The following is a 25,768-nucleotide window of genomic DNA, read 5'->3' on the forward strand; positions in this document are numbered from 1 at the left end:
TCGGGCCCGACGGGCGGTCAGAAGCCGGGCGGCTCCGTGTAGGTGCCCCACTCGTCGCGCAGGACGTTGCAGATCTCGCCGAGCGTGGCCTCGGCGCGGACGGCGTCGAGCATGGCCGGGATCATGTTGGAGCCGTCGCGCGCGGCGGCGAGCATCCGGTCCAGTTCGGCCTTCACCCTGGCGTCGTCGCGGCGCTCCTTGCGGTCGGCCAGGACGCGGACCTGGTCGCTCTCCACCTCGTGGCTGACGCGGAGGATCTCCAGGTCGCCGGTGACGGAGCCGTGGTGGACGTTGACGCCGACGACGCGCTTGTCGCCCTTCTCCAGGGAACGCTGGTACTGGAAGGCCGATTCGGCGATCTCGCCGGTGAACCAGCCGTCCTCGATGCCGCGCAGGATGCCCGAGGTGATCGGCCCGATCGGGTGCCGGCCGTCGGGGTGGGCGCGCAGCCCGCGCTCCCGGATCTGGTCGAAGATCTTCTCGGCCTCGGCCTCGATGCGGTCGGTGAGCTGCTCCACGTACCAGGAACCGCCCAGCGGGTCGGCCACGTTGGCGACGCCGGTCTCCTCCATCAACACCTGCTGGGTGCGCAGGGCGATCTCGGCGGCCTGCTCGCTGGGCAGCGCGAGCGTCTCGTCGAGGGCGTTGGTGTGCAGGGAGTTGGTGCCGCCGAGGACGGCCGCGAGGGCTTCCACGGCGGTCCGCACGACGTTGTTGTACGGCTGCTGTGCGGTGAGCGAGACCCCGGCGGTCTGGGTGTGGAAGCGCAGCCACATGGTCTTGTCGGACTGCGCCCCGTAGACCTCCTTCATCCAGCGGGCCCAGATGCGGCGGGCCGCGCGGAACTTGGCGATCTCCTCGAAGAAGTCGAGGTGGGCGTCGAAGAAGAAGGAGAGCCCGGAGGCGAAGTGGTCGACGTCCAGGCCCCGGGAGAGGCCGAGTTCCACGTAGCCGAAGCCGTCGGCGAGGGTGTAGGCGAGCTCCTGCGCGGCCGTGGCCCCGGCCTCGCGGATGTGGTAGCCGGAGACGGAGAGCGGCTTGTAGGCGGGGATGCCGTTCGCGCAGTACTCCATGAGGTCGCCGATGAGGCGCAGGTGCGGCTCGGGTTCGAAGAGCCACTCCTTCTGGGCGATGTACTCCTTGAAGATGTCGGTCTGGAGCGTGCCGTTGAGGACGGCGGGGTCCACTCCCTGCCGCTCGGCGGCGACCAGGTACATGCAGAAGGCGGGGACGGCGGGTCCGGAGATGGTCATGGAGGTGGTGACGTCGCCGAGGGGGATGTCCTTGAAGAGGACCTCCATGTCGGCGGCGGAGTCGATGGCGACCCCGCAGTGGCCCACCTCGCCCAGCGCCCGGGGGTCGTCGGAGTCCCGGCCCATGAGGGTGGGCATGTCGAAGGCGACGGAGAGCCCGCCGCCGCCGGCGGCGAGGATCATCTTGTAGCGCTCGTTGGTCTGCTCGGCGTTGCCGAAGCCCGCGAACTGGCGGATGGTCCAGGTGCGCCCCCGGTAGCCGGTGGCGTGGAGTCCTCGGGTGTAGGGGTACTCCCCCGGCCATCCGATGCGCTCGAATCCCTCGTACGAGTCACCGGGCCGGGGCCCGTAGACGGGATCGACGTCATCTCCGGAGAGCGTCGTGAAATCGGCCTCGCGCTTGCGGGCCTTGTCGTACCGGGCCTGCCAGCGACGGCGGCCCTCCTCGATGGCGTCAGCGTCCATACCCATGAATTTACTAGGACGTCCTAGTAAATGTCGATGGCAAACCCCCGGAGAGTCGTCACCGACCTCCCCGGGGGCGTTTTCGCTGTCTAGGCCTTGGCGGGGGCGAGACGGTCCGCGACCAGCGGCTCGACCTCGGCGCGGACCTTGCGCTCGACGAAGAAGGCGGCCAGCGGAATGGTCCCGGAGGCCAGCACCCACAGCAGCTTGCCGAAGGGCCACTTGGCCTTGGAGCCCAGGTCGAAGGCGAAGACCAGGTAGATCATGAACAGCACACCGTGGGCCTGCGAGACCGCGAAGGTCAGGTCGGCGCCGGTGTCGAAGCCGTACTTCGCCACCATGCAGGCACAGAGGATCAGGAGCATGACCGCGGTCACGTAGGCCATGACGCGGTAGCGGGTCAGCACGCTTCGTTTCATGCCGTCGAGCCTAACCGTCCGTTTTGTTCGATCTTGACGCGGCCCCTTCCACGGAGCCCGCGCGCGCTCGGCCACCGCTCGGCTACTTCTCCTCGAAGTCCGCGGCGGCCACGCGCAGCGGGCGCAGCAGCGCGAAGATCTCCCCGCACTCCTCGGCGTCGTAGGCCCCGAGCCCGAAGTCGATCTCCATCAGGTCCTTGGTCGCCGCCTCGACGACCTCGCGGCCCTTGTCGGTGATGGAGGCGAGCGTGCCGCGGCCGTCCTGCGGGTTGGGGCGCTTGGCCACCAGGCCGGAGATGACCAGCCGGTCCACGGTGTTGGTCACCGAGGTGGGGTGGACCATCAGGCGCTCGCCGATCTTCGACATCGGCAGTTCGCCGGCCTGGGAGAAGGTGAGGAGCACCAGTGCCTCGTAGCGCGCGAAGGTGAGGCCGTAGGGCTTGACGACCGCGTCCACCTCGCCGAGGAGGATCTGGTGGGCGCGCATGATCGAGGTGATGGCGGCCATCGAGGGCACCGGACCCCAGCGTCGGCGCCACAGTTCGTCGGCGCGGGCGATGGGGTCGAAGGCGAGACTGAGCGGCTTGGGCACCCGCCAGACCCTACCGGGCGGTCATTTGGCGGTCAGCCCCGTCTCATCCCTCGACCTCCGGGCGGAGCGCTCCGCGGCGCGCAGGCGTACGAGGAGGAACGCGACGGTCGCCGATCCCAGCACGGCGGCCCCGGTGACCACGACGTGCGCCGGGAGGAATTCGGCGGCGAGGCCGGCCGCCGCCATGCCGACGCCCTGAAGGGTCATCATCCCGGTGGTGAGCAGGGTCATCGCCGAGCCGCGCAGCCCCTCGGGGACGGCGTCCACGAACATCCGGTCCAGGCCCAGCGTGTAGGCGTGGGCCAGTCCGGTCAGGAGCAGCGCGGCCATGACCACGGGGGCTCCGGGGTGGAAGGCGTACAAGAGGAGCGGGAGCGGGGCGAGCACGGCGAGCGGGGCCGTGACGCGCGCCCGCGTGCGGGCGGTGAGCGCCGAGCCGGCCCACAGCTCCCCCGAGATGGCGCCGACGGGCAGGGCGCACATGAGGAGCCCGAGCGTCGCGGTCCCGGCGCCGAGGTCGGTCGCGTAGGGGGTGAGGAGGGCCTCCGGTACGACGACGAAGGTGGGCGGCAGCCAGCACAGGAGGGTGAGGGCGCGCAGCCGGGGCTCGCCGAGGAGGGCGCGCAGCCCGCCGAGGGGGGAGGTGCGGGAGCCCGCGCCGGCCGCCCGGGCGCGGGCCGGGCGGGCCCGGGTGCCGAGGCGCAGGAGCAGGGCGGAGGCGACGAACCCGGTGGCGGTGAGCGCGATGGCCCCGCGCGGGGCCAGGACGGTCAGCAGCAGACCGCCGAGGCCGAAGCCGGCGAGCTGGGCGCTCTGGGAGACCATCCGGAGCAGGGAGCGGCCGAGGACGAAGCGCTCCCCGGAGCCGAGGATGTCGGCGAGGGAGGCGCTGCGGACCCCGCTGAACAGGGGCGCGACGAAGGCCATCGCGCAACGCAGCACGAGGATCGCCCCGATGGGCGTCGCGGGCCACACCATGGCCGCCGCGCAGCCCGCGCAGAGCAGGTCGCACGCGACGAGCACCCGCCGGGCGGGGAAGCGGTCGGCGAGCGGGGCGAGGAGGGTGCCGCCGAGGGCGTAGGGGAGGAAGCCGAGGGCGAAGGTGAGCGCGCTCATCAGGGGGGAGCCGGTGGCGCGGTAGACCAGGACGGTGAGGGCGATCTCGGCGACGACGACGCCGAGCAGGGACATCAGGTGCGCGGCGAAGACGGTCCTGAACTCCCGCACCCGGAAGACGTCCCGGTACCCCTGGTGCCGCGCCGGGTCCGCCGCGTCGGCGGTGGCCGCTTCCGGCGCGGGCACGGGGTCGGGAACGGGAACGGGAACGGGAACGGGAACGGGAACGGTGACAGGCGGGGCGTGCGGCGGGGTGTCGGGCGGGGCGGAATCGGTCGGGGAGGGCATGTCCGACAGCCTCGGCGGCGTCTAACCTGGACCGTAGACATTCGGCCCGGGGCGAATCGAAGGAGGGCCGCCGTGGGGGACCACTACCGCTTCGGCCCGGCCGACCTGCTGCGCTGCCGCTTCGCGATCTCCCCCCGCTGGGAGACCCAGGAGGCCGTACGGGTCCTGCTGCGTCCGGACCGCCAGACCTACCACCTGCCCTGGCTGAGCCGGGTCCGGGCCGACGCGGCCGGGCTGGACCTGCGACCGCTGTGGCTCCTGATGCCGCGCAAGGGGCACCACCCCGACCTGCTGAGCCCGCCCCCGCTCGGTCCCGCCGTCACCTTCGAGGAGGAGTTGGCCCGGGTCCGCGAGGCCGCCGCCGATCCGGCCGCCGCCCACGAGGACCTGCGCCGCTCCCTGGTGTGCACGCCGGGCGCGGTGGAGAGCGAGGCGGGGCGGCGGATGCTGGCGGATCCCGCGCGGGCCGTCCTGGAGCTGGCCGATCTGACGGAGGCGGTGTGGCGGGCGCTGATCGCCCCGCACTGGCCCCGGCTGCGGGCGCTGTTGGAGGCCGACGTGCTGTTCCACTCCCGGCGGCTGGCGGCGGGCGGACTCGGGGCCCTGTTCGACGGGCTCCACCCCGACCTGCGGTGGGACGAGGAGGCGCACACCCTGAGCAACGACCGCCGGGGCAGCCGGCACCACCGCGAACTGGGCGGACAGGGCCTGCTCCTGATGCCGAGCGCGTTCGTCTGGCCGGAGGTGGTCGGGGGCTACGACCCGCCCTGGCAGCCGACCCTGGTCTATCCGGCCCGGGGCATCGGCGCCCTGTGGACGGCGGCGCCCGGACCGGCCCCCGAGGCCCTGTCCGGACTGCTGGGCCGGGGCCGGGCCGAGGTGCTCTGCGCCCTGCACGAGCCGGCGTCCACCACGGCCCTCGCGCTCCGGCTGGGCCTGGCACCCTCCACCGTGTCGGCGCACCTCAAGGCGCTGCGGGCGGCGGGGCTGTTGACCCCGGCCCGCCACGGCCACCAGGTCCTCTACGAACGCACCCCGCTCGGCATCGCCCTCGCGACCGGCGCCGCTCCCTGACGGACGACGGACGACGGACGACGGACAACGGACGAGGGACGACGGTGTCGCGCCAAGCACCAAATGCCCCTTATGTCACGATGTCCCGGTCCGCCGTCCGCCCCTACGCCGCGAGGTAGCCGGATGCCCTCCGTCGCCCCCCGACTCATGCGCCGTACGGCCGCCGCCGCCCTCGGCCTGCTGATCCTCCTCGCCGCCGGCTGCTCCGAGGAGCCCGCTCCGGGACCGGCCGCCGCCGGCGCCCAGGCCGAAGCCGCCGGGTCCCCGTACTGGGTCGATCCGCGGAGCGACGCCGCCCGACAGGTGCTCGCCTGGGAGGCGCAGGGCCGCAACAGCGACGCCCAGTTGCTGCGCCGGATCTCGGAGCGGCCGATGGCCCTGTGGATGTCGGGCGGCGATCCCGCCCCGGCGCTGCGCCGGGCCCGCGCGGCCGCCAAGGCCTCGGGGCAGGTCCTGCTCCTCGTCGCGCACAACATCCCCCACCGCGACTGCGGCCCGCACTCGGCGGGCGGGGCGAAGGACGCCGCCGCCTACCGCGCCTGGGTCGGAGCGCTCGCCGACACCCTCGCCGACACCCGCGCGGTGGTCGTCCTGGAACCGGGCGCCGTCCCGCACGTCGTGGACGGCTGCACCCCGGCCGCACTGCGCGAGGAGCGCTACGGACTGCTGTCGCAGGCCGTGGACCGGCTCAAGCGGAACAGGAACACCAGGGTCTACCTGGACGCCGGTCACCCGGCCTGGATCCGGGACCCGGCGGACCTGGTCGGGCCCCTCCGCAAGGCCGGTCTCGCCCGCGCGGACGGCTTCTCCCTCAACGTCTCCCAGTTCCAGCCCGACGCGGCGAGCCGCTCCTACGGCGCCGAGATCTCCCGGGGCACGGGAGGCGCGCACTTCGTCCTCGACACCGGCCGCAACGGCGCCGGCCCCCCGACCGGCGACCCGACCCGGGCCTGGTGCAACCCGCCCGGCCGCTCGCTCGGCGTCCCGCCCACCGACGTTACGGGGGACCCGCTCGTGGACGCGTACCTGTGGATCAAGCGGCCGGGCGAGTCCGACGGCCCCTGTCGCGGCGGCCCGGAAGCCGGCGGCTGGTGGCCGGACCACGCCCTGGGCCTGGCCCGCCGCGCCCGCGACTGAGCCGGGGGCGCCGGAACGCGACGGCGCCCCCGGCCGGTCGGTCGGGGGCGCCGCGAGACGTACGGAGGGAGCGGGAAGAACAGGAGGAGCGGCGGGGCTCAGCCCTCGGCGAGGTGCCGCTCCACCGTCTCGATCTTGGAGGTCATGCCGTCCGAGACCCCGGGACGGATGTCGGCCTTGAGGATGAAGGAGACCCGCGGCGCCCGCGCCTCCACGGCGGCCACCGCGCGCTTCACCACGTCCATCACCTCGTCCCACTCGCCCTCGACCGTGGTGAACATGGCGTCGGTGCGGTTGGGCAGCCCGGACTCGCGGACCACGCGGACCGCGTCCGCGACGTACTCCCCGACCTCTTCGCCGACCCCGAGCGGGGTCACGGAGAACGCGATGATCATGCGCCGGCCTCCGCGCGGACCCGGGCGCCCAGGACGCTGTCGGCCTCTTCGCGCTTGAGCAGCTTGTCCCCGTAGAGGCCGCCGAAGGGGACGAGGGCGAGCACGAAGAACAGCAGCGCCTTCTTGAACGGCCACTTCGCCCGGTTCCACACGTCGAGCAGGAAGATCGCGTAGATGACGAACAGGATCCCGTGCAGGATGCCGAGCGGCATCATCAGGTAGTCGATGTCCGTCGTCCGCTTGAGCAGCGAACCGAAGATCAGCAGGGCCGGGAACGACAGCGCCTCCGGTACGGAGATGAGGCGCAGCCGGTGCAGGGCGGAGGCGGTCTTGATGTCCACGTGGAACCTTCGGGATCGAGGCCGGGGGGCGTTCCAGTGTCTCAGCCGTTCCCGCCGATCTTGCCCCGGGTCCCCCGCGAGCCCGGGGGCGCGGAGCGCGGGCGCGCGCCCGCGCGGGGAGCGGACGCGCCCCCGCGTGGGACGGTCGTGTGACGGAACTGTGGCGAGAGTGTGGCGCATATCGGCCGCTGGGCCCTGTTCGGCCCCGCCCGCTGCCGATACCTTCGTCCCGTGGCTCAGTTCCGACTCCAAGGCAGCAAGGTGCTCGCCGTCGACCTGACCGGGGACGCCGTGAAAGCGAAGAACGGCGCCATGGTCGCGTACGACGGCCAGATGGCCTTCAAGAAGATGACGGGCGGCGGCGAAGGCCTCCGCGGGATGGTGACGCGCCGACTGACCGGCGAACAGATGACCGTGATGGAGGTACAGGGTCACGGCACCTGCTACTTCGCCGACCGCGCGAGTGAGATCAATCTGGTCAATCTGCGCGGCGAGAAGCTCTACGTGGAGTCCAGCAACCTGCTGTGCACCGACGCCGGGCTGCGCACGGGCACCACCTTCACGGGGCTGCGCGGCGCGACCACGGGCAACGGGCTCTTCACGACGACCGTCGAGGGCTCCGGGCAGGCGGCGATCATGTCGGACGGCCCGGCGGTGGTGCTGCGCGTCAGCGCCCAGTACCCGCTGTCGGTGGACCCGGGCGCGTACGTCGCGCACACGGGCAACCTCCAGCAGTCCTTCCAGTCCGGGGTGAACTTCCGCACCCTGATCGGCGAGGGGTCCGGCGAGGCCTTCCAGATCCGCTTCGAGGGCGAGGGCCTGGTCTACGTGCAGCCCAGCGAGCGCAACACCGTCGGGGGCGACGTCTGATGCCGTTCCGCGAGATCAACTCGAAGATGGTCGAGGCCCAGGTGGTCCCGGGCCAGAAGATGTACAGCCAGCGCGGCGCGATGCTGGCCTACCGCGGCGAGGTCTCCTTCACCCCGAGCCTGACGGGCGGCCAGGGCGGCGTCATGGGCATGATCGGGCGCCGGGTGGCGAACGAGCAGACCCCGCTGATGACGGTCGAGGGCAGCGGGACGGTGATGTTCGGCCACGGCGGCCACCACATCCAGGTCATCAGCCTCACGGGCGAGACCCTCTACGTCGAGGCGGACCGACTGCTCGCCTTCGACGGCACCCTCCAGCAGGGCACGATGTTCATGGGCTCGCAGGGCGGGGTCATGGGCATGGTGCGCGGCCAGGTGACCGGGCAGGGCCTCTTCACCACCACCCTCAAGGGCCACGGCTCGGTGGCCGTGATGGCCCACGGCGGGGTCATCGAGCTGCCCATCACCCCGAACCGGCCGGTCCACGTCGACCCGCAGGCGTACGTGGCCCACCACGGGGAGGTCCGGAACAAGCTCTCCGCCGCGCTGGGTTGGCGGGACATGGTCGGTCGCGGTTCCGGCGAGGCGTTCCAGTTGGAGCTGTCGGGACAGGGCGCGGTCTTCGTGCAGGCCTCGGAGGAGAAGCTGTGACGTACCCCTCAGGTCCGGTCGGCCCCGTGACGGGCGCCCCCGGCGGCCCGACGGTCTTCGACCCGTACACCCTGCCCTCCGACGACAACGTGAACGCGTACACCTTCTGCGTGGAGCTCAAGGGGAGCCAGTGGTTCCTGCAGAAGGGCAAGATGATCTCGTACTACGGGCGCATCGAGTTCAACGGCATCGGCAACGGCCGCTTCGACCGCCTGCTGCGCACCAGCTTCCACTCGCCCCTGCACGCGAGCGACTGGGTGGTGGCCGAGGGCCAGGGCAAGATGCTGCTGGCCGACCGGGCCTTCGACGTGAACTCGTACGACCTGGAGAACGGCAACCTGACGATCCGGTCGGGGAACCTGCTGGCCTACCAGCCCACGCTGGCCCTGAAGCAGTCGATCGTCCCGGGGTTCCTGACCTTGATCGGAACCGGCAAGTTCGTGGCGGCGTCCAACGGTCCGGTGGTGTTCATGGAGCCCCCGATGCGTGTGGACCCCCAGGCGCTGGTGGGCTGGGCGGACTGCCCCTCGCCGTGCCACCACTACGACCACGGCTACATGTCGGGCGTGATGGGCGGGCTGCGCGCGCTCACGGGCATCGGCGGAGCCTCCGGCGAGGAGCACCAGTTCGAGTTCGTCGGCGCGGGGACCGTGCTGCTGCAGTCCTCGGAGATGCTGATGGCCGAGCAGGCGGTCGGCCAGGTGGGCGCCGGCGCGGCCGCGGGCAACGCCCAGGGCGTCCCGGGGGCCGGGCAGGGTCCGCTCGGACAGTTGGGCGTCCCGCGGATGCCCGGGCAGCTGGGTGATCTGCAACGGCGCTTCGGCCTGTGACGTGTTCCGCAGAAGCGGATGTTCCTATTTTTGTACGTAATTCAACTTCTTAGGTAGAGTTCATTCATGGAGACCATCGAGACCGAGACCGCCACTCGCTGGCTGAGCGACGCCGAGCAGTGCGCCTGGCGCACCCACCTGGACGTCAGCAGACTGCTGATGCACCAGCTGGAAAAGGATCTCCAGCCCTTCGGACTCACCAACAACGACTACGAGATCCTCGTGAACCTCTCGGAGTCGGACGGCCACCGGCTGCGCATGAGCGATCTGGCCACCGCCACCCTCCAGTCCAAGAGCCGGCTCTCGCACCAGATCACCCGCATGGAAGCCTCGGGCCTGGTGCGCCGGGTCAACTGCGAGTCCGACCGCCGCGGCCTGTACGCGGTCCTCACGGACGAGGGCATGGAGACCATGCGCAAGGTCGCCCCGCATCACGTGGCGTCCGTACGGGAGCACTTCATCGACCTGCTCCCGCCGGCCGCGCTGACGGCCCTGCGCGAGTCGCTGCGGCCCGTCGCGGAGCACCTTCGGGAGAACCGCGGCCGCGTCTAAGAGGCCCCACAAGCGCCTCTGACCTGCGACGGACCCCTCACCGCGCGCCACTTCGGGCGGGCGGGCCGACAATGGGCGATACCGCTCACCGTCGGCCGCCCACCGGCCGGCCCGAGGAGGTCCAGTGATGAAGCGCACCCGCTCCCTCTACGTCCCGGCGGCCGCGGCCGCCGTCCTGCTGACTGCGGGCCCCGTGGCGTCCGCGACAGCGGCGTCCGCGACCGCCGTCGGGACCCGCCCGGCGTCCGCCGCGGCGGCCCGCGCCGACGTCGACGCCGCGGGGGCCGCGGCCGCGGCCCTGAAGAAGTACCCGGGCTTCGTCGAGTCCCTCGACAAGGACGGGTCCGTCTGGCACGTGGACGTGATCGGCAAGAACGGCAAGGCCCACTCCGAGGTGGAGGTGAGCGCCGCCGGCGCCGTCACCCGGAGCGACTCGGACACCGAGCAGGACGGCAACGAGTACAAGACCCTGCTCGCCGCGAAGGTCGACGCCGCGAAGGCCATGAAGGCCGCGCTGGCCGCCACCCCCGGCAAGGTGTGGTCCCTCGACTGGGACAACGACAACGACAACGGGGTCGCCGACTACTGGTCGGTCGAGATCAAGTCGTCCGACGGCAGCACCAAGAACGTCGGCGTCGACGCCAAGACCGGCAAGATCGTCCCGGCGGACTCCGACAACGACGGTGACAACGACAACGACAACGACAACAACTGAAGCGGCGCGGCACCGCGGCCGTCGGGCCGGGGCCGGGGATCGCACCTCCCCGGCCCCGGCCCCGCTCAGCCTTCGGTGAGGCTCTCCAGCAGCGCGTCCGCCGCCGCGTACGGGTCCAGCTCGCCGCGCGCGACCCGTCCGGCGAGGGCCTCCAGGCGCGCGTCGCCGCGCAGGTCTGCCAGCCGCCCCCGCAGGGCGGTGATCGCGATGGTCTCGACCTCGCGCGCCGCCCGGACCGCACGCCGCTCGGCCAGCACCCCGCGCTCGTCCATCCACGCCCGGTGCTTCTCCAGCGCCTCGACCAGTTCGTCGATGCCCCGGCCGCGGGCCGCGACCGTCTTCACGATCGGCGGCCGCCAGTCGTCCCGGCCCCGGGCCTCGCCCAGGCCCAGCATGTGGTTCAGCTCCCGGGCGGTGGCGTCGGCCCCGTCCCGATCGGCCTTGTTCACCACGTACACGTCGCCGATCTCCAGGATCCCGGCCTTCGCCGCCTGGATCCCGTCGCCCATCCCGGGCGCCAGCAGCACCACCGAGGTGTCGGCCTGCGAGGCGATCTCCACCTCCGACTGCCCGACGCCGACCGTCTCTACGAGGATCACCTCGCAGCCGGCCGCGTCCAGCACCCGGATCGCCTGCGGGGCGGCCCAGGCCAGCCCGCCCAGGTGCCCCCGGGTGGCCATGGAGCGGATGTAGACCCCCGGGTCCGAGGCGTGGTCCGACATCCGGACCCGGTCGCCGAGCAGCGCCCCGCCCGAGAAGGGCGAGGAGGGGTCCACCGCGAGCACCCCGACCCGTTTGCCGGCGGCGCGGTAGGCCGACACCAGAGCCGAGGTCGAGGTCGACTTGCCGACCCCCGGAGATCCGGTCAGGCCGACCACGTACGCGCCGCCCGTCAGCGGTGCCAGGGCGGCCATCACCTCACGCAGGTGCGGGGACGCCCCCTCGACCAGTGAGATCAGCCGGGCCACCGCCCGCGGCCGGCCCTCACGGGCCTGTGCCACCAGCGTGGGGACGTCCACCGTCGTCATGCCGCCGCCTACGCCTTCGGGACGCGGATCACGAGGGCGTCGCCCTGGCCGCCGCCACCGCACAGCGCGGCCGCGCCGGTCCCACCGCCGCGGCGCTTGAGCTCCATCGCCAGGTGCAGCACCACCCGGGCGCCGGACATGCCGATGGGGTGTCCGAGCGCGATGGCGCCGCCGTTGACGTTCACCTTTTCCGGGGTCACCCCCAGGTCCTTCATCGACTGGACCGCGACCGCCGCGAAGGCCTCGTTGATCTCGATGAGGTCCAGGTCGGAAACCTCCAGGCCGTCCTTGGCCAGCGCGTGCAGGATCGCGTTCGACGGCTGCGACTGGAGCGAGTTGTCGGGTCCCGCCACATTGCCGTGGGCGCCGATCTCCGCCAGCCACTCCAGGCCCAGCTCCTGCGCCTTGGCCTTGCTCATCACGACCACCGCGGCGGCGCCGTCGGAGATCTGCGAGGAGGTGCCCGCCGTGATCGTCCCGTCCTTGGCGAAGGCCGGGCGCAGCCTGCCCAGGGACTCGACCGTGGTCTCGGGGCGGATGCCCTCGTCCTCGGAGAACAGCACCGGCTCGCCCTTGCGCTGCGGGATCTCCACCGGGGTGATCTCGGCCTCGAAGACGCCGTTCTTCTGCGCCGCGGCCGCCCGCTGGTGGGAGGTGGCGGCGAACGCGTCCTGCGGGGCGCGCTCGATGCCGAGGCGGGTGTTGTGCTTCTCGGTGGACTCGCCCATCGCGATGTTCTCGAAGGCGTCGGTGAGGCCGTCGTGGGCCATGGCGTCGAGCATCTCGATGGCGCCGTACTTGAAGCCCTCGCGGGACTTCGGCAGCAGGTGCGGGGCGTTGGTCATCGACTCCTGGCCGCCCGCGACCACGATGTCGAACTCCCCGGCGCGGATGAGCTGGTCGGCCAGCGCGATGGCGTCCAGGCCCGACAGGCACACCTTGTTGATGGTGAGCGCGGGCACGTTCATGGGGATGCCGGCCTTGACGGCGGCCTGGCGGGCGGGGATCTGGCCCGCGCCGGCCTGGAGCACCTGGCCCATGATCACGTACTGGACCTGGTCGCCGGAGATGCCGGCCCGGTCCAGCGCCGACTTGATGGCGAAGCCACCCAGATCGGCGCCCGAGAAGGACTTCAGCGAGCCGAGCAGTCGTCCCATGGGCGTGCGGGCCCCGGCGACGATCACTGAAGTGGTGTTGTTCGATCCGGACATGAGGCGGATCCCCTTTCAACAAGGGATGCTGAGGAGTGAACGAGGGTTTACCCGAATGTACTGAGCAGTACCCCCGGCGTCATCGGCCAGTCGGTGTGATCGCTGGCACGTTGCGTGACCACCCGCCAAGCGGTGCACTGGTCCCATGCTGACAAGAATCGACCACATCGGGATCGCCTGCCTCGACCTGGACAAGACCGTCGAGTTCTACCGTGCCACGTACGGATTCGAGGTGTTCCACACCGAGGTCAACGAGGAACAGGGTGTCCGCGAGGCCATGCTCAAGATCAACGAGACCTCGGACGGGGGTGCCTCCTACCTGCAGCTCCTGGAGCCCACCCGCGAGGACTCCGCGGTCGGCAAGTGGCTGGCCAAGAACGGCGAGGGCGTCCACCACATCGCCTTCGGCACCGCCGACGTCGACGGGGACGCCGAGGCCATCCGCGACAAGGGCGTTCGGGTCCTCTACGACCAGCCGCGGATCGGCTCGATGGGCTCCAGGATCACCTTCCTGCACCCCAAGGACTGCCACGGCGTCCTCACCGAACTGGTCACGAGCAACCCCGAGCACTGATGCCCCCATTCCCCGGCCGGTAGAGTGGCACTGGCTCGGCCGGGGTTAGGTGCGGACGGGGTCGGGGCCTGTATCCCCCGACCCGGTTTCTGACACCATCCCCCGGGGGCGTCGTTCAGCGGGCGAGCGATGCTCATTTGGTGATGAGCTTGCGACCAGGGGACGGATGGGACCGCGCTGTGCGGGGCTACGAAAGCCAAGAGAGCCATCAGGCTGAAGCCGACCATCTCTCGCGCTTCGAAGCCGAGATGGAGCGGCTCACGAAGGAGCGCGGGAAGGCCGTCCAGCACGCCGAGGACCTGGGTTACCAGGTCGAGGTGTTGCGGGCCAAGCTCCACGAGGTGCGCCGCAATCTCGCGTCCCGGCCCGCCTACGACGGCGCGGACATGGGCTACCAGGCCGAGCAGCTGCTCCGCAACGCCCAGGTCCAGGCCGACCAGATGCGCTCCGACGCCGAGCGCGAACTGCGCGACGCCCGGGCGCAGACCCAGCGCATCCTCCAGGAGCACGCCGAGCACCAGGCGCGCCTGCAGGCCGAGCTGCACGCCGAGGCCGTCAACCGCCGCCAGCGCCTGGACCAGGAGCTGAACGAGCGCCGCCAGACCGTCGAGGCGCACGTCAACGAGAACGTCGCCTGGGCCGAGCAGCTGCGCTCCCGTACGGAGTCCCAGGCCCGCCGGCTCATGGACGAGTCCCGCGCCGAGGCCGACCAGGCACTGAACGCCGCCCGCGCCGAGGCCGCCCGCGCCGTCGAGGAGGCCCGCCGCCGGCTCGCCGCCGACGCGGAGACCGCCCGCGGCGAGGCCGAGACCACGCTGCTGCGCGCCCGCAAGGAGGCCGAGCGGCTGCTGGCCGCCGCCTCCACGCAGGCCCAGGAGGCCACCGAGCACGCCGAGCGGCTGCGCTCCAGCAGCACCGCCGAGGCGGAGCAGACGCGCCGGCAGACCATGGACCTCGGCCGCGTCGCCGAGTCCCGCGTGCAGGAGGCCGACACCGCCCTGCGCTCCGCCCGCACCGAGGCCGAGACCCTGCTCGCGGACGCCAAGGAGAGCGCGGCCCGCCAACTCGCCTCGGCGGAGTCCGTCAACGAGCAGCGCACCCGTACCGCGAAGGAACAGGTCGCCCGCCTCGTCGGCGAGGCCACCAAGGAGGCCGAGGTCCTCAAGGCCGAGGCCGAGCAGTCCCTGGCCGACGCCCGCGCCGAGGCCGAGCGGCTGCGCACCGAGGCCGGCGACCAGGCCCGTACCGCCGCCGCCGAGGACTCCGCCGCCCAGCTGGCGAAGGCGGCCCGCTCCGCGGAGGACGTGCTGAACAAGGCCTCCGAGGACGCCCGGGCCACCACCCGCGCCGCCTCCGAGGAGGCCGAGCGGATCCGTCGCGAGGCGGAGTCCGAGGCCGACCGGTTGCGCCTGCAGGCGGCCACCACCGCCGACGAGCTCAAGGGCGCCGCGAAGGACGACACCGAGGAGTACCGCGCCCGCACCGTCGAACTCCAGGAGGAGGCCCGGCGGCTGCGCGGAGAGGCCGAGCAGCTGCGCGCGGAGGCCGTCGCCGAGGGCGAGCGGATCCGCGGGGAGGCCCGCCGCGAGGCGGTCCAGCAGATCGAGGAGGCGGCCAGCACCGCCGAGGAACTGCTCGGCAAGGCCAAGTCGGACGCCGACGGCCTGCGCGGCGGGGCCACCGCCGAGAGCGAGCGGGTCCGCGCCGAGGCCGTGGAGCGGGCGACCACCCTGCGCCGGCAGGCCGAGGAGACCCTGGAGCGCACCCGCGCCGAGGCCGACCGGCTGCGCGCCGAGGCCGAGGAGCAGGCGGAGGCCTTGGCCGCCGAGGCGGACGCGGCGGCCCGCGCCCGGCGCGAGGAGACCGAGCAGGCCCTCGCGGCCAAGCGCGCCGAGGCCGACACCGAACTGACGCGGCTGCACACCGACGCCGAGACCCGTCTCTCGGCGGCGGAGCAGACCCTGCGCGACGCCCGCGAGGCGGCGGAGGGCATCCGCAAGGAGACCACCGAGGAGAACGACCGGCTGCGCGCCGAGTCCGCGGAGCGCGTCCGTACGCTCCAGTCCCAGTCCCAGGCGGAGGCCGACGCGCTGCGCGTCGAGGCCGCCGAGGACGCGGGCCGGGTCCGCGCGGAGGCCGAGCAGGTCTCCGTACGGCTGCGCGCGGAGGCCGAGGCCGAGTCGGAGCGGCTGCGCTCGGAGGCCCAGGACACCGCGGACCGGCTGCGCGCGGAGGCCAAGGCCGCCGCCGAGCGGGTCGCCGAGGAGGCCGCCGAAGCCCTGGCCGCCGCCCAGGAGGAGGCCGCCCGGCGACGCCGGGAAGCCGAGGAGACCCTGTCGGCGGCCCGTACGGACGCCGGCAACGAGCGGGCGCAGGCCCGCGAACAGAGCGAGGAACTCCTCGCGCAGGCACGCAAGCGCTCCGAGGAGGCCACCGCCGAGGCGGTCTGGCTCACCGAGGAGGCCGAGCGGCGCGCGTCCGAGGTGGTCGCGGCGGCCGAGGCCACCGCCCAGCAGGTGCGCGAGGCCGTCGCCGGTCTGCACGAGCAGGCCGACGAGGAGGTCGCGGGGCTGCGCAGCGCGGCCGAGCACGCCGCGGAACGCACCCGCACCGAAGCGGTCGAGGAGGCGGACCGGGTCCGCTCCGACGCCCACGCGGAGCGCGAGCGCGCCGCGGAGGACGCCTCGCGGATCCGCAGCGAGGCCCGTGTCGAGACGGACGCGGCGAAGGCGCTGGCGGAACGCACGGTCGGCGACGCGATCGCCGAGGCCGAGCAGGTGCGCACGGACACCGCCGAGTACGCCCAGCGGGTGCGCACGGAGGCGACGGAGTCCCTCGCGGCGTCCGAGCGGGACGCGACGCGCACCCGGGCAGACGCCCGGGACGACGCGAACCGGATCCGCGGCGAGGCGGCGGAGTCCCTGGAGGCCTCGCGCGCCGAGGGCGCCCGGCTCGTGGCGGAGGCGACGGCGCAGGCCGAGCGCCTCACCCAGGAGACCCTGGCGGCCAACGCCCTCACCGTGGGCGAGGCCACGGCGGAGGCCGAGCGGCTGTCCGCCGAGGCCTTGGCCGCCGCGGACGCCTCCCGCGCCGAGGCCGCCCGGGTGCTGGACGAGGCCCGCGCCGAAGGCAACCGGCTGCGTACCGAGGCCGCCGAACAGGCGGACCGGCTCATCACCGAGGCCGCGTCCGAGGCGGACCGGCTCACCGAGGAGACCCGTACGGCCAACGAGGCCACCCTCGGCCAGGCCGCGGCCCAGGCCGAGCGACTGGCCGACGAGGCGGAGCAGACTCTCGACGAGGCCCGCGCCGAGGCCGGCCGGCTGCGTACCGAGGCCGCCGAGCAGGCGGACCGGCTCACCACCGAGGCGTTGGCCGAGGCCGAGCGGCTCACCGAGCTGGCGGCCGCGACCCTGGCCGGCGCCGAGCGCGACTCGGCGAAGGTCCTGGTCGACGCCCGCGCCGAGGGCGACCGGCTGGTCTCCGAGACGCGCGCCGCCAACGAGGCCACCGTCGGGGAGGCGGCGGCCCTGGCCGAGCAGCTCACCGCCGAGGCCGCCCGGACCCTGGACGAGGCCCGCGCCGAGGGCGGCCGGGTCGTCGGCGAGGCCACGGCGGAGGCCGAGCGCGTCACGACCGCGGCGAACGAGACCCTGGCGGGCGCCGAGCGGGACGCCGAGCAGACCCTCGACGAGGCGCGCACCGAGGCGGGCCGGCTCCGTACGGAGGCCGCCGAGCAGGCGGACCGGCTCATCGCGAAGGCGGCGTCCGAGGCGGACAAGCTCACCGAGCAGACCCGCAAGGACAACGAGCGTACGGTCGGCGACGCCCGGGGCGAGGCCGAGCGGCTGCGCGCGGAGGCGGCGGAGGCCCTGGCATCGGCCCAGGAGCACGCCACCCGCACCCGCTCGGAGGCCGAGCGGGTCAAGGCGGAGGCCGCGACCGAGGCCGAACTCATGCGGACGCGGGCCCGCGAGGAGACCGAGCGGCTGCTCGACGAGGCCCGCGAGGCGGCCAACAAGCGGCGCAGCGAGGCCGCGGAGCAGGTCGACCGGCTCATCACGGAGGCCTCGGCGGAAGCCGACAAGCTCACCGCCGACGCCGGCCGGCAGGCCCTGGCCTCCACCACGGCGGCCGAGGAGCAGGCCGACGCGATGGTCGACGCGGCCCGCAAGGAGGCGGCGCGGATCACCTCGGAGTCCACGGTCGAGGGCAACTCCATGGTGGAGAAGGCCCGTACGGACGCCGACGAGCTGCTGGTCGGGGCGCGCACGGACGCCGCCGCCATAAGGGAACGGGCGGAAGAGCTGCGCGGCCGGGTCGAGTCCGAGGTGGAGGAGCTGCACGAGCGGGCCCGCCGGGAGTCGGCCGAGCAGATGAAGTCGGCCGGGGAGCGCGTGGACAAGCTCGTCCGGGCGGCGACCGAGCAGAGCGTCGAAGCCGAGGCGAAGGCCAAGGAGTTGGTGTCGGACGCGAGCAGCGAGGCGAGCAAGGTCCGCATCGCCGCGGTGCGCAAGGCGGAGGCGCTGCTCAAGGAGGCCGAGCAGAAGAAGGCCGATCTGTCGCGTCAGGCCGAGGCGGCGCTCTCGGACGCGAAGGCGGAGGCGGAGCGACTGGTCGACGAGGGTCGACGCGAGTTGGAGGTCCTGGTGCGCAGGCGCGAGGACATTCAGGCGGAGATCTCCCGTGTCCAGGACGTTCTTGAGGCGTTGGAGTCTTTCGAGGCACCTTCGGGTGGCGCGAAGCCCGCGACGGGCGGCCAGGGCGCGGGGGGCGTGAAGGCCGGAGTCACCGCGGGTTCCACTCGTTCGGGTGGCAAGACGTCAGAGGGCTAGTCAGGTCAGAAGGATGTGTGCTTCCGAGGGAGGTCAGGCGAAGGAGTGACAAGCATTCTGTCGCCGTGCCACTCAAAAGGGGTGTCATTGTCCAGGGCAAACCCGGATTGACTCGATGACACGCCGTCCGGGCGCCTAGGATTCCCCTTAACACCTCACGTAGCACCTCATCGGTCTCATTCGACAGGAACCCCATGAGCGACACTTCCTCCCCCTTCGGCTTCGAGCTCGTGCGGCGTGGTTACGACCGCGGTCAGGTGGACGACCGCATTACCAAGCTGGTCTCCGACCGCGACAGCGCACTGGGACGTATCAACTCTCTGGAAAAGCGGATCGAGGAGTTGCACCTCGAGACGCAGAACGCCCAGGCCCAGGTGAGCGACGCCGAGCCGTCGTACGCCGGACTCGGCGCCCGGGTCGAGAAGATCCTGCGGCTGGCCGAGGAGGAGGCGAAGGACCTGCGCGAGGAGGCCCGTCGCGCGGCCGAGCAGCACCGCGAGCTGGCCGAGTCGGCCGCTCAGCAGGTGCGCAACGACGCGGAGTCGTTCGCGTCCGACCGCAAGACGAAGGCGGAGGACGAGGGCGTCCGCATCGTCGAGAAGGCGAAGGGCGACGCCTCCACGCTGCGGACCGAGGCCCAGAAGGACGCCTCCTCCAAGCGCGAGGAAGCCGACGCGCTCTTCGAGGAGACCCGCGCCAAGGCCGCCCAGGCCGCCGCGGACTTCGAGACCAACCTGGCCAAGCGCCGCGAGCAGTCCGAGCGTGACCTGGCCGCGCGTCAGCAGAAGGCCGAGAAGCGCCTGGCGGAGATCGAGCACCGCGCCGAGCAGCTGCGCCTGGAGGCCGAGAAGCTCCGTACGGACGCCGAGCGCCGCGCCCGTCAGACCGTGGAGACCGCGCAGCGTCAGTCCGAGGACATCGTCGCCGACGCCAACGCCAAGGCCGACCGGATCCGCAGCGAGTCCGAGCGCGAGCTGGCGGCGCTCACCAACCGCCGCGACTCGATCAACGCGCAGCTCACCAACGTCCGCGAGATGCTGGCGACGCTGACCGGTGCGGCCGTCGCCGCCGCCGGTTCGCCGATCGACGACGAGCCCGTCACCCGCGGGGTTCCGGCGCAGCAGAGCCGCTAGGCTCCGCCGCCGACGCGCCGTCGACCGGCGCCGTCCACCCGTCGGTAGCCAAAGCGTCCCGACATGGGCCGTACGTCACCCTTTAGAGGTGGCGTACGGCCCTTCGGCGTTCTAGCGTGGCCGCATGATCGAGCTTGAGGGACTAACCAAACGATTCGGCGCCAAGACCGCCGTGGACAACCTCAGCTTCCAGGTCAGACCGGGGGTGGTGACCGGCTTCCTCGGCCCCAACGGGGCGGGGAAGTCCACGACCATGCGCATGATGCTCGACCTCGACAACCCGACCAGTGGCTCGGTCCGGATCGACGGCAAGCGCTACCGGGAGCTGCCGGAACCGCTGAAGTACATCGGTGCGCTGTTGGACGCGAAGTCCATGAACGGCGGCCGCAGCGCCTACAACAACCTTCTCTGTCTGGCCCAGTCGAACCGCATCCCGCGGACACGCGTGGCCGAGGTGCTCGACCTGGTCGGCCTGACGGCCGTCGCGAAGAAGAAGTCGAAAGGATTTTCACTCGGGATGGGACAGCGGCTCGGAATCGCCTCCGCGCTGCTCGGCGATCCGAAGATCCTGATGTTCGACGAACCCGTCAATGGTCTGGACCCCGAGGGAATTCTCTGGATCCGCAATCTGATGAAGGGGCTGGCGTCCGAGGGTCGGACGATCTTCGTTTCCTCTCACCTGATGAGTGAAATGGCGCTGACCGCAGACCATTTGGTGGTGATCGGACAGGGAAGGCTGCTCGCCGACCTGTCGATGTCGGATTTCATCGCGCAGAACTCCCGCAGTTACGTACGGCTGCGCTCGCCGCAGCAGGAGCGGCTCAAGGACGTCCTGCACGAGGCGGGGATCGACGCGATCAGCGTGCCCGCCACGGGAGTCCTGGAGATCGACGGCGTCACCTCCGAGCAGCTCGGCGAACTCGCCGCCCAGCACCAGATCGTGCTGCACGAACTCAGCCCGCAACGGGCTTCACTGGAAGAAGCGTTCATGCGCATGACGGCGGACTCCGTCGAGTACCACGCCCACGCGCCGGGCGCGCCCGTGCCCCCGGGCCGGGCCGTCGACAATCCGGCCCGGCCCGCCGACGTCCCCGCCTGGGGCGCCGGCTTCGACGCCACGCGCAAGGGCGGTGAGTGACCGTGGCCGACTTCCCCGCCGTCCTGCGGTCCGAGTGGACCAAGATCCGCACGGTCGCCTCCACCAGCTGGACCCTGGTCGTCGCCGTCGTGGTCACGGTCGGCGTCAGCGCCGGTCTGTGCGCGGCGGTCAACGCCACGTTCAAGAACATGTCCCCGCAGGAACAGGGAACCTTCGACCCCACCCTGACCAGCTTCGCCGGGATGACGCTCGGCCAGCTCGCGATGATCGTCTTCGGTGTGCTGGTGGTGGGCAACGAGTACAGCTCGGGCATGATCCGCACCTCGCTGGCCGCCGTGCCGAACCGGGGCGCCTTCCTCCTCGGCAAGCTGCTCGTCGCCACCGGGCTCGCCCTGGTGGTGGGACTGATCACCAGCTTCCTGTCCTTCTTCCTGGGACAGGCCATCCTGGGCGACCGCAGCATCGGCCTCGACGCGCCGAACGTGCTGCGCGCGGTGACCGGGGCCGGGCTCTACATGGCGATGATCGCCCTGTTCTCCATGGGCGTCGCGGCGATGCTGCGCAGCTCCGTGCTCTCGCTGTGCATCCTGATCCCGTTCTTCCTGATCATCTCCAACATCCTCGGGGCCGTGCCGGCGACCCGGAAGGTGGGCCGGTTCCTCCCCGACCAGGCCGGGTCCGCGATCATGCAGGTCGTCCCCGGGGCGATGGGGAGCGAAGCTCCGCCCTACGGGCCGTGGGGCGGCTTCGGGATCATGGCGCTGTGGACCGTGGCGGTCCTCGCCGGGGGCTACCTGGTGCTGCGCAACCGCGACGCCTGACGGGCCTCGACGGCGGGCGTCCCCCCTGTGACGGACGCCTGCCGTACTACGGGTGATCCCCGGGTCGGATCTCAGGGACAGCTCAGGGATCCGGCCCGGAAGGGAACCACAGGGGACTCGCTAAGCTCTTAAGGCGTACGCGGACGAGATCCGTCCGGGCCTGGCAAGGGGCAGCAGCAATGATCGAGGCAGTCGGCCTGACCAAGCGCTTCGGCGCCAAGACCGCTGTCGACGGGCTTTCCTTCCAGGTCAAGCCGGGTCATGTCACCGGATTCCTGGGGCCCAACGGCTCCGGGAAATCCACCACCATGCGCATGATCCTCGGCCTGGACCGGCCCACGGCCGGTCACGTCACGATCAACGGCCACCCCTTCCGGGAGCTGCCGAACGCCCAGCGGCACGTCGGCGCCCTGCTCGACGCCAAGGCCGTCCACGGCGGCCGCAGGGCCCGCAAACACCTCCTGGCGCTGGCCCAGCTCTCCGGGATCCCCGAGGCGCGGGTGGACGAGGTGCTGGGCGTGGTGGGGCTGCAGGACGCCGCCCGCCAGCGCAGCCGGGGCTTCTCCCTGGGCATGGGCCAGCGGCTCGGCATCGCGGCCGCCCTCCTGGGCGATCCGAAGGTGCTGCTGTTCGACGAGCCGATCAACGGCCTCGACCCCGAGGGCATCCTCTGGGTCCGCAACCTCATGCGCCGGCTGGCCGCCGAGGGGCGCACCGTCTTCGTCTCCTCGCACCTGATGAGCGAGATGGCGCTGACCGCCGACCACCTGATCGTGATCGGTCGGGGCCGGCTGTTGTCCGACATGAGCACCCAGGACTTCATCACGCACAACTCGGCCGGATTCGCACGGGTGCGCGCCGCCGGCAACGGCCCCGACGGGCGGGTCGTGCTCGGCAGCGCGCTGTCGAAGGCCGGCGGCCGGGTCCTCCAAGAGCCCGACGGGGCCCTGCGGGTGACCGGGCTGGAGCTGCCCGCCATCAGCGACCTCGCGCACGAGGCCGGCGTACGGCTGTGGGAGCTGTCCCCGCACCGGGCCTCGTTGGAGGAGGCGTACATGCGGATGACCCAGTCCTCGGTGGAGTACACCTCCACCGACGACCCCCGCGAGGAGCTGTGGGAGCCCGAGCCGGAGGTCTTCCCCCCGTGGGAGGAGGAGCCGGCGCCCGGGGTGTCCGCCGAGGCCGCCGCGAGCTTCTTCGCGCCCCCGCCGCCGGGAACCGACTCCGCCGCGCGCCCCTTCCTGATGCCCGACAGCCCCGCCGGACTGGCCACGACCTCCGAGAAGACCCCGCGCGAGCCCGCCGAGAGAACCGCCGAGGACACCCGATGACCGCCCCCACGCCTCCCGGGAACGGCGGCGCGACGCTGCCCGCGCCCCGGCCGCACCTGGGGCACGCCCTGGCCTCGGAGTGGACGAAGCTGACCTCCGTGCGCTCGACACTGTGGACGCTCGGCTCCCTCGTGGCCCTGGTCACCGGCATCGGCCTGCTCGTCGTGCTCCAGACCCGCTCCGAGAACTACGCCTCGATGCCCTTCACCGGACCGGCCCTCTTCGGCCTGATGATCGGCCAGCTCGCGGTGATCGTGCTCGGGGTGCTGACGATCTCCTCCGAGTACGGCACGGGCCTCATCCGCACCACCTTCACCGCAGCCCCCGACCGGGTACGGGTGCTGACCGCGAAGTACCTGGTCTTCGGCGGGGTCGCCTTCGCCGTCACGGCGGCCTCGGTGGCCTTCGTCGGCGTCACGGCCGCGCTGCTGCGCAACGGGCCCGCGTCCGGGACGCACAGCCGCTCCGAGTGGGCGGGCGCCCTCGCGGGCTGCCTCTACGTGACCCTGCTGGGCGTGCTGGCGCTCGCGGTCGGCGCGCTCGTACGGCACTCGGCGGGCGGGATCGCGGTGATGCTCGGCCTGGTCACCATGCCCCCGGTGCTCGGCGGGATACTGACCGCCTGGCCCGCCACCACGGGCATCGGGCTCACCGTGCTGCGCTACAACGCGCCGATGGGGCTGATCCAGCTCTTCGGGGCGCAGGGCGACAGCGCGCAGTTCGACGGCCGGTCCCTGCCCCCCAACTGGTCCCAGCTGGCCCTGGTGGTCGGCGTGACGACGGCCGCGGTCGTGGCCTCGTACGTGGTGGTGCGCCGCCGGGACGTGTGAGCCGGGGCCGTCCCCCGCGGGCACGCCCTAGTACTTGGGAGCGTTGCGGGACCGCTGCACCTTGGAGGTGCGGCGGTCCTTCGCGTTCCAGCAGGCCTTGTGCCAGTGCCGGCGGTCGTCCACGCCGCCGTACTCGGGCCAGGCCACCAGGTGCGGGGTGCCCGAGGGGATCTCCTGGTCGCAGCCGGGGCAGCGGTAGCGCTTGCCCTGCGCGCTCGCGCCGGCGACGTGCCGGATCTTCCACTCCTCGCCCTGGTACTCCTCCGTCCGCTCCAGCCCGTAGCGGTCGAGGCCGGTGGAAGGGCGTTCGTCCGGAGTCTCGCCGCCCCTGGGGCGGTTGTGGCGCGGTGACACGTATACCTCACGAAAGGGCGGCGGGCAGTGACTTTCAACCAGACTACGCGCAGCGAGCCCGGGTACCCGCAGGGTGTCCTGAGGAAGCTGACGGTGGCAGGCGAACCGGCCCGACAATCTCAATAACTTTCCTGTCAGGCCGTGCCTTTGGCACGTGTCAGACGTTGTTGCCATCAGACGTTGATGCCATCAGCGAGTCGGTCCACCTGGGGGAGGCCGCGTCAGCCGCGAGGAAGGCGAAGGGCGATGCGCGTAGGAGCTTTTGTACTGGCGGCCCAGTTCCCGGGCCAGGGGCAGGGGGAGGCGCTACACCGGGCGGTGCGGACGGCCGAGGTGGCCGAGGAGGCGGGGCTGGACTCCGTCTGGCTCGCCGAGCACCACTTCGTGCCGTACGGGGTCTGCCCCTCGGCGGTCACCCTGGCGGCCCTGCTGCTGGGCCGGACCCGGCGGCTGCGGGTGGGGACGGCGGTGAGCGTGTTGCCCAGCACCCACCCGGTGGCGCTCGGGGAGCAGACCGCCCTGCTGCACGTCACCTCCGGCGGGCGGTTCACCCTCGGGGTGGGGCGCGGTGGGCCCTGGGTGGACCTGGAGGTCTTCGGTGGTGGCCTGGAGGCGTACGAGAGCGGCTTCCCCGAGGATCTCGACCTGCTGCGGCGCTGGCTGGCCGAGCCCCGCGTGGGGTCGGCGGGCGGCCGCCACGACTTCCGCGAGGTGCCCGTCGTACCGCGCCCGGCGGAGGCTCTGGACGGGGACGGGACAGGGCCGGAAGTGATCGTCGCCTGCACCTCCCCGGAGTCCGTCCGGATGGCGGCGCGGCGCGGATTGCCGATGCTGCTGGGCATGCACTGCGGGGACGAGGACAAGGCGGCGCAGGTCGCGCTCTGGCGGGAGACCGCGCTCGCGGCGGGCCACTCCCCCGAGGTCGTACGGGCGGCCGGGCACGTGTCGGCCGGGGTCTGCCAGCTCGCGGACCGCACGGCGGACGCGCGGGAGACGCTGATGAAGGCCATGCCGGGCTGGTTCCGCCAGGGCCTCGGGGCACACGTGACGGTGGACGGCCGGCAGCGCTCGATGCGGGATCCGGCGGCCTACACGGAGCTGCTCTGCGATCTGCACCCCGTGGGGAGTCCCGCGCTGGCGGCGGACCGGCTCGCGGCGACCTCGGAGCGTACGGGCATCACCCGCTTCGCCCTGTTGACGGAGGGCTCCGGTGACCTCGCGGCCACGGAGGAGAACGTACGGCGCCTGGGCGCGGAGGTGCTGCCGCTCCTTCCGTGAGGGGACCTGGGCTGCCGCTCCGGTGTCAGTCGCACCTCCCGCGACACGGAGCGGCAGCGAAGTTCGGGTCCCGCTAGCAGTCGCGCAGCTCCGGCGACTGGTTGAGCAGCTGGCCACGGATCGAGGTGAACTTGGCCAACCGGTCGTCCACCGAGGAATCGAGCGGGAAGACCGCCAGCCGGTGACAGTTCTGGAATGCCAGGCGCACCCCGAAATGACGCTGCAGGGCACCGCGTATCGCGTCACTCGCGAGCGCGCGCAACAGCTGCCCACGGGCCTGCTCGTCCGGCGGCGGCGTCTGGTTGTCGGCGAACTGTCCGCCCTCAACCTCCAGCTGGGCCACCAACGAGCTGATCATCTCCCATGCGTAGGGCAGGGAGGTCCGGACGCAGTCGACGAATGCGGCTTCGTCGACCTCGCCTCGCTCGGCCTGTTCGAGTAGGGCCGGTGAGACGTCGAGCGACATGGGTTCTCCTCTCGTGACCCCGGCCGATTGGGTTGCCGGAGTCTTACGGGCAGGGAAGGAGGCCGCGACGCAGCGTGCACGCTCGGCAACCTCCCGCTCACCACGGTAGGC

At 72.3% G+C, this 25,768-nt stretch carries 25 protein-coding genes; 15 read left to right on the forward strand and 10 right to left on the reverse strand.

Annotated elements, in window-relative coordinates; translation table 11 throughout:
• Positions 1 to 17 precede the first annotated feature (17 nt).
• The 4 genes from ACIOD1_RS00645 to ACIOD1_RS00660 form a co-directional block, all read right to left on the reverse strand.
• Positions 18 to 1,718 carry a methylmalonyl-CoA mutase gene (locus ACIOD1_RS00645; protein WP_401899405.1) on the reverse strand — a complete coding sequence of 567 codons (1,701 nt, stop codon included), beginning with the start codon at positions 1,716 to 1,718 and terminating at the stop codon, positions 18 to 20.
• Positions 1,719 to 1,807: 89 nt separating this feature from the next.
• On the reverse strand, positions 1,808 to 2,137 hold the full coding sequence (locus ACIOD1_RS00650; RefSeq protein ID WP_365618306.1) for a DUF3817 domain-containing protein: 330 nt from the start codon (positions 2,135 to 2,137) through the stop codon (positions 1,808 to 1,810).
• Positions 2,138 to 2,219: 82 nt separating this feature from the next.
• Entirely contained in the window at positions 2,220 to 2,729 is a 510-nt protein-coding gene (locus ACIOD1_RS00655; RefSeq protein WP_365618308.1) for a MarR family transcriptional regulator, read from the reverse strand.
• A gap of 21 nt (positions 2,730 to 2,750) precedes the next feature.
• Positions 2,751 to 4,133, reverse strand: a complete 1,383-nt coding sequence (locus ACIOD1_RS00660; RefSeq protein WP_401899406.1) for an MFS transporter — start codon at positions 4,131 to 4,133, stop codon at positions 2,751 to 2,753.
• Between the two features lie 72 nt (positions 4,134 to 4,205).
• On the opposite strand from ACIOD1_RS00660, the gene ACIOD1_RS00665 reads away from it, so the two are divergent.
• Together ACIOD1_RS00665 and ACIOD1_RS00670 are read left to right on the forward strand one after the other, a co-directional pair.
• Positions 4,206 to 5,207 carry a DUF5937 family protein gene (locus ACIOD1_RS00665; protein WP_365618312.1) on the forward strand — a complete coding sequence of 334 codons (1,002 nt, stop codon included), beginning with the start codon at positions 4,206 to 4,208 and terminating at the stop codon, positions 5,205 to 5,207.
• Between the two features lie 123 nt (positions 5,208 to 5,330).
• The gene (locus ACIOD1_RS00670) at positions 5,331 to 6,344 is read left to right on the forward strand and encodes a glycoside hydrolase family 6 protein (protein WP_401899408.1); all 1,014 of its coding nucleotides are present in this window, start codon (positions 5,331 to 5,333) and stop codon (positions 6,342 to 6,344) included.
• Between the two features lie 98 nt (positions 6,345 to 6,442).
• Here ACIOD1_RS00670 and ACIOD1_RS00675 read toward each other — a convergent pair whose 3' ends face one another.
• Both ACIOD1_RS00675 and ACIOD1_RS00680 read right to left on the reverse strand, forming a co-directional pair.
• Positions 6,443 to 6,739 (reverse strand): MTH1187 family thiamine-binding protein, encoded by a 297-nt coding sequence (locus ACIOD1_RS00675; protein ID WP_365618316.1) that lies wholly within the window; start codon positions 6,737 to 6,739, stop codon positions 6,443 to 6,445.
• On the reverse strand, positions 6,736 to 7,080 hold the full coding sequence (locus tag ACIOD1_RS00680; RefSeq protein ID WP_365618318.1) for a DUF3817 domain-containing protein: 345 nt from the start codon (positions 7,078 to 7,080) through the stop codon (positions 6,736 to 6,738). Before ACIOD1_RS00680 ends, ACIOD1_RS00675 begins: the two co-directional genes overlap by 4 nt.
• Positions 7,081 to 7,311: 231 nt before the next feature.
• On the opposite strand from ACIOD1_RS00680, the gene ACIOD1_RS00685 reads away from it, so the two are divergent.
• From ACIOD1_RS00685 to ACIOD1_RS00705, 5 genes are all read left to right on the forward strand, one after another.
• Positions 7,312 to 7,950, forward strand: a complete 639-nt coding sequence (locus tag ACIOD1_RS00685) for an AIM24 family protein (RefSeq protein ID WP_365618320.1) — start codon at positions 7,312 to 7,314, stop codon at positions 7,948 to 7,950.
• Positions 7,950 to 8,600 carry an AIM24 family protein gene (locus ACIOD1_RS00690; protein ID WP_365618321.1) on the forward strand — a complete coding sequence of 217 codons (651 nt, stop codon included), beginning with the start codon at positions 7,950 to 7,952 and terminating at the stop codon, positions 8,598 to 8,600. Before ACIOD1_RS00685 ends, ACIOD1_RS00690 begins: the two co-directional genes overlap by 1 nt.
• 26 nt (positions 8,601 to 8,626) lie before the next feature.
• Positions 8,627 to 9,430: an AIM24 family protein gene (locus tag ACIOD1_RS00695; RefSeq protein WP_401900407.1), complete on the forward strand. Its 804-nt coding sequence runs from the start codon at positions 8,627 to 8,629 to the stop codon at positions 9,428 to 9,430.
• Positions 9,431 to 9,505: 75 nt separating this feature from the next.
• The gene (locus tag ACIOD1_RS00700) at positions 9,506 to 9,982 is read left to right on the forward strand and encodes a MarR family transcriptional regulator (RefSeq protein ID WP_365618627.1); all 477 of its coding nucleotides are present in this window, start codon (positions 9,506 to 9,508) and stop codon (positions 9,980 to 9,982) included.
• A 127-nt stretch (positions 9,983 to 10,109) separates the two neighbouring features.
• Positions 10,110 to 10,697, forward strand: a complete 588-nt coding sequence (locus tag ACIOD1_RS00705; protein ID WP_401899409.1) for a PepSY domain-containing protein — start codon at positions 10,110 to 10,112, stop codon at positions 10,695 to 10,697.
• A 65-nt stretch (positions 10,698 to 10,762) separates the two neighbouring features.
• On the opposite strand, the gene meaB is transcribed toward ACIOD1_RS00705, so the two are convergent.
• Together meaB and ACIOD1_RS00715 are read right to left on the reverse strand one after the other, a co-directional pair.
• Positions 10,763 to 11,725 carry a methylmalonyl Co-A mutase-associated GTPase MeaB gene (gene meaB, locus ACIOD1_RS00710; RefSeq protein WP_365618324.1) on the reverse strand — a complete coding sequence of 321 codons (963 nt, stop codon included), beginning with the start codon at positions 11,723 to 11,725 and terminating at the stop codon, positions 10,763 to 10,765.
• Positions 11,726 to 11,733: 8 nt separating this feature from the next.
• The gene (locus ACIOD1_RS00715; RefSeq protein ID WP_365618326.1) at positions 11,734 to 12,936 is read right to left on the reverse strand and encodes an acetyl-CoA C-acetyltransferase; all 1,203 of its coding nucleotides are present in this window, start codon (positions 12,934 to 12,936) and stop codon (positions 11,734 to 11,736) included.
• 145 nt (positions 12,937 to 13,081) lie between these two features.
• Here ACIOD1_RS00715 and mce point away from each other — a divergent pair, with 145 nt between their 5' ends.
• The 7 genes from mce (at position 13,082) to ACIOD1_RS00750 (ending at position 23,559) form a co-directional block, all read left to right on the forward strand.
• Positions 13,082 to 13,510 (forward strand): methylmalonyl-CoA epimerase, encoded by a 429-nt coding sequence (gene mce, locus ACIOD1_RS00720; protein WP_365618327.1) that lies wholly within the window; start codon positions 13,082 to 13,084, stop codon positions 13,508 to 13,510.
• Positions 13,511 to 13,689: 179 nt separating this feature from the next.
• Entirely contained in the window at positions 13,690 to 18,345 is a 4,656-nt protein-coding gene (gene scy, locus ACIOD1_RS00725; RefSeq protein ID WP_401899411.1) for a polarized growth protein Scy, read from the forward strand.
• A gap of 194 nt (positions 18,346 to 18,539) precedes the next feature.
• Complete coding sequence (locus ACIOD1_RS00730) at positions 18,540 to 19,478, forward strand: cellulose-binding protein (RefSeq protein WP_365618331.1); 939 nt, start codon at positions 18,540 to 18,542, stop codon at positions 19,476 to 19,478.
• 124 nt (positions 19,479 to 19,602) lie between these two features.
• Positions 19,603 to 20,616, forward strand: a complete 1,014-nt coding sequence (locus ACIOD1_RS00735) for an ATP-binding cassette domain-containing protein (protein ID WP_365618333.1) — start codon at positions 19,603 to 19,605, stop codon at positions 20,614 to 20,616.
• A 2-nt stretch (positions 20,617 to 20,618) separates the two neighbouring features.
• Positions 20,619 to 21,398, forward strand: coding sequence for an ABC transporter permease subunit (locus ACIOD1_RS00740; protein ID WP_365618630.1), 780 nt, complete (start codon positions 20,619 to 20,621; stop codon positions 21,396 to 21,398).
• Between the two features lie 179 nt (positions 21,399 to 21,577).
• A complete protein-coding gene (locus ACIOD1_RS00745; protein ID WP_365618335.1) occupies positions 21,578 to 22,729 on the forward strand; it encodes an ABC transporter ATP-binding protein in 1,152 nt (383 codons plus the stop codon).
• Positions 22,726 to 23,559: an ABC transporter permease gene (locus ACIOD1_RS00750; protein WP_365618337.1), complete on the forward strand. Its 834-nt coding sequence runs from the start codon at positions 22,726 to 22,728 to the stop codon at positions 23,557 to 23,559. Before ACIOD1_RS00745 ends, ACIOD1_RS00750 begins: the two co-directional genes overlap by 4 nt.
• Positions 23,560 to 23,586: 27 nt before the next feature.
• On the opposite strand, the gene ACIOD1_RS00755 is transcribed toward ACIOD1_RS00750, so the two are convergent.
• Complete coding sequence (locus ACIOD1_RS00755; protein WP_365618338.1) at positions 23,587 to 23,913, reverse strand: ATP/GTP-binding protein; 327 nt, start codon at positions 23,911 to 23,913, stop codon at positions 23,587 to 23,589.
• Positions 23,914 to 24,159: 246 nt separating this feature from the next.
• Here ACIOD1_RS00755 and ACIOD1_RS00760 point away from each other — a divergent pair, with 246 nt between their 5' ends.
• Entirely contained in the window at positions 24,160 to 25,191 is a 1,032-nt protein-coding gene (locus ACIOD1_RS00760; protein ID WP_401899414.1) for an LLM class flavin-dependent oxidoreductase, read from the forward strand.
• Positions 25,192 to 25,264: 73 nt separating this feature from the next.
• Here the strand turns inward: ACIOD1_RS00760 and ACIOD1_RS00765 are convergent, their stop codons facing one another.
• Entirely contained in the window at positions 25,265 to 25,657 is a 393-nt protein-coding gene (locus tag ACIOD1_RS00765; protein ID WP_351822392.1) for an SCO5389 family protein, read from the reverse strand.
• Positions 25,658 to 25,768: the final 111 nt, after the last annotated feature.

This window comes from Streptomyces sp. NPDC088097, from assembly GCF_044741845.1.
Taxonomy (GTDB): domain Bacteria; phylum Actinomycetota; class Actinomycetes; order Streptomycetales; family Streptomycetaceae; genus Streptomyces.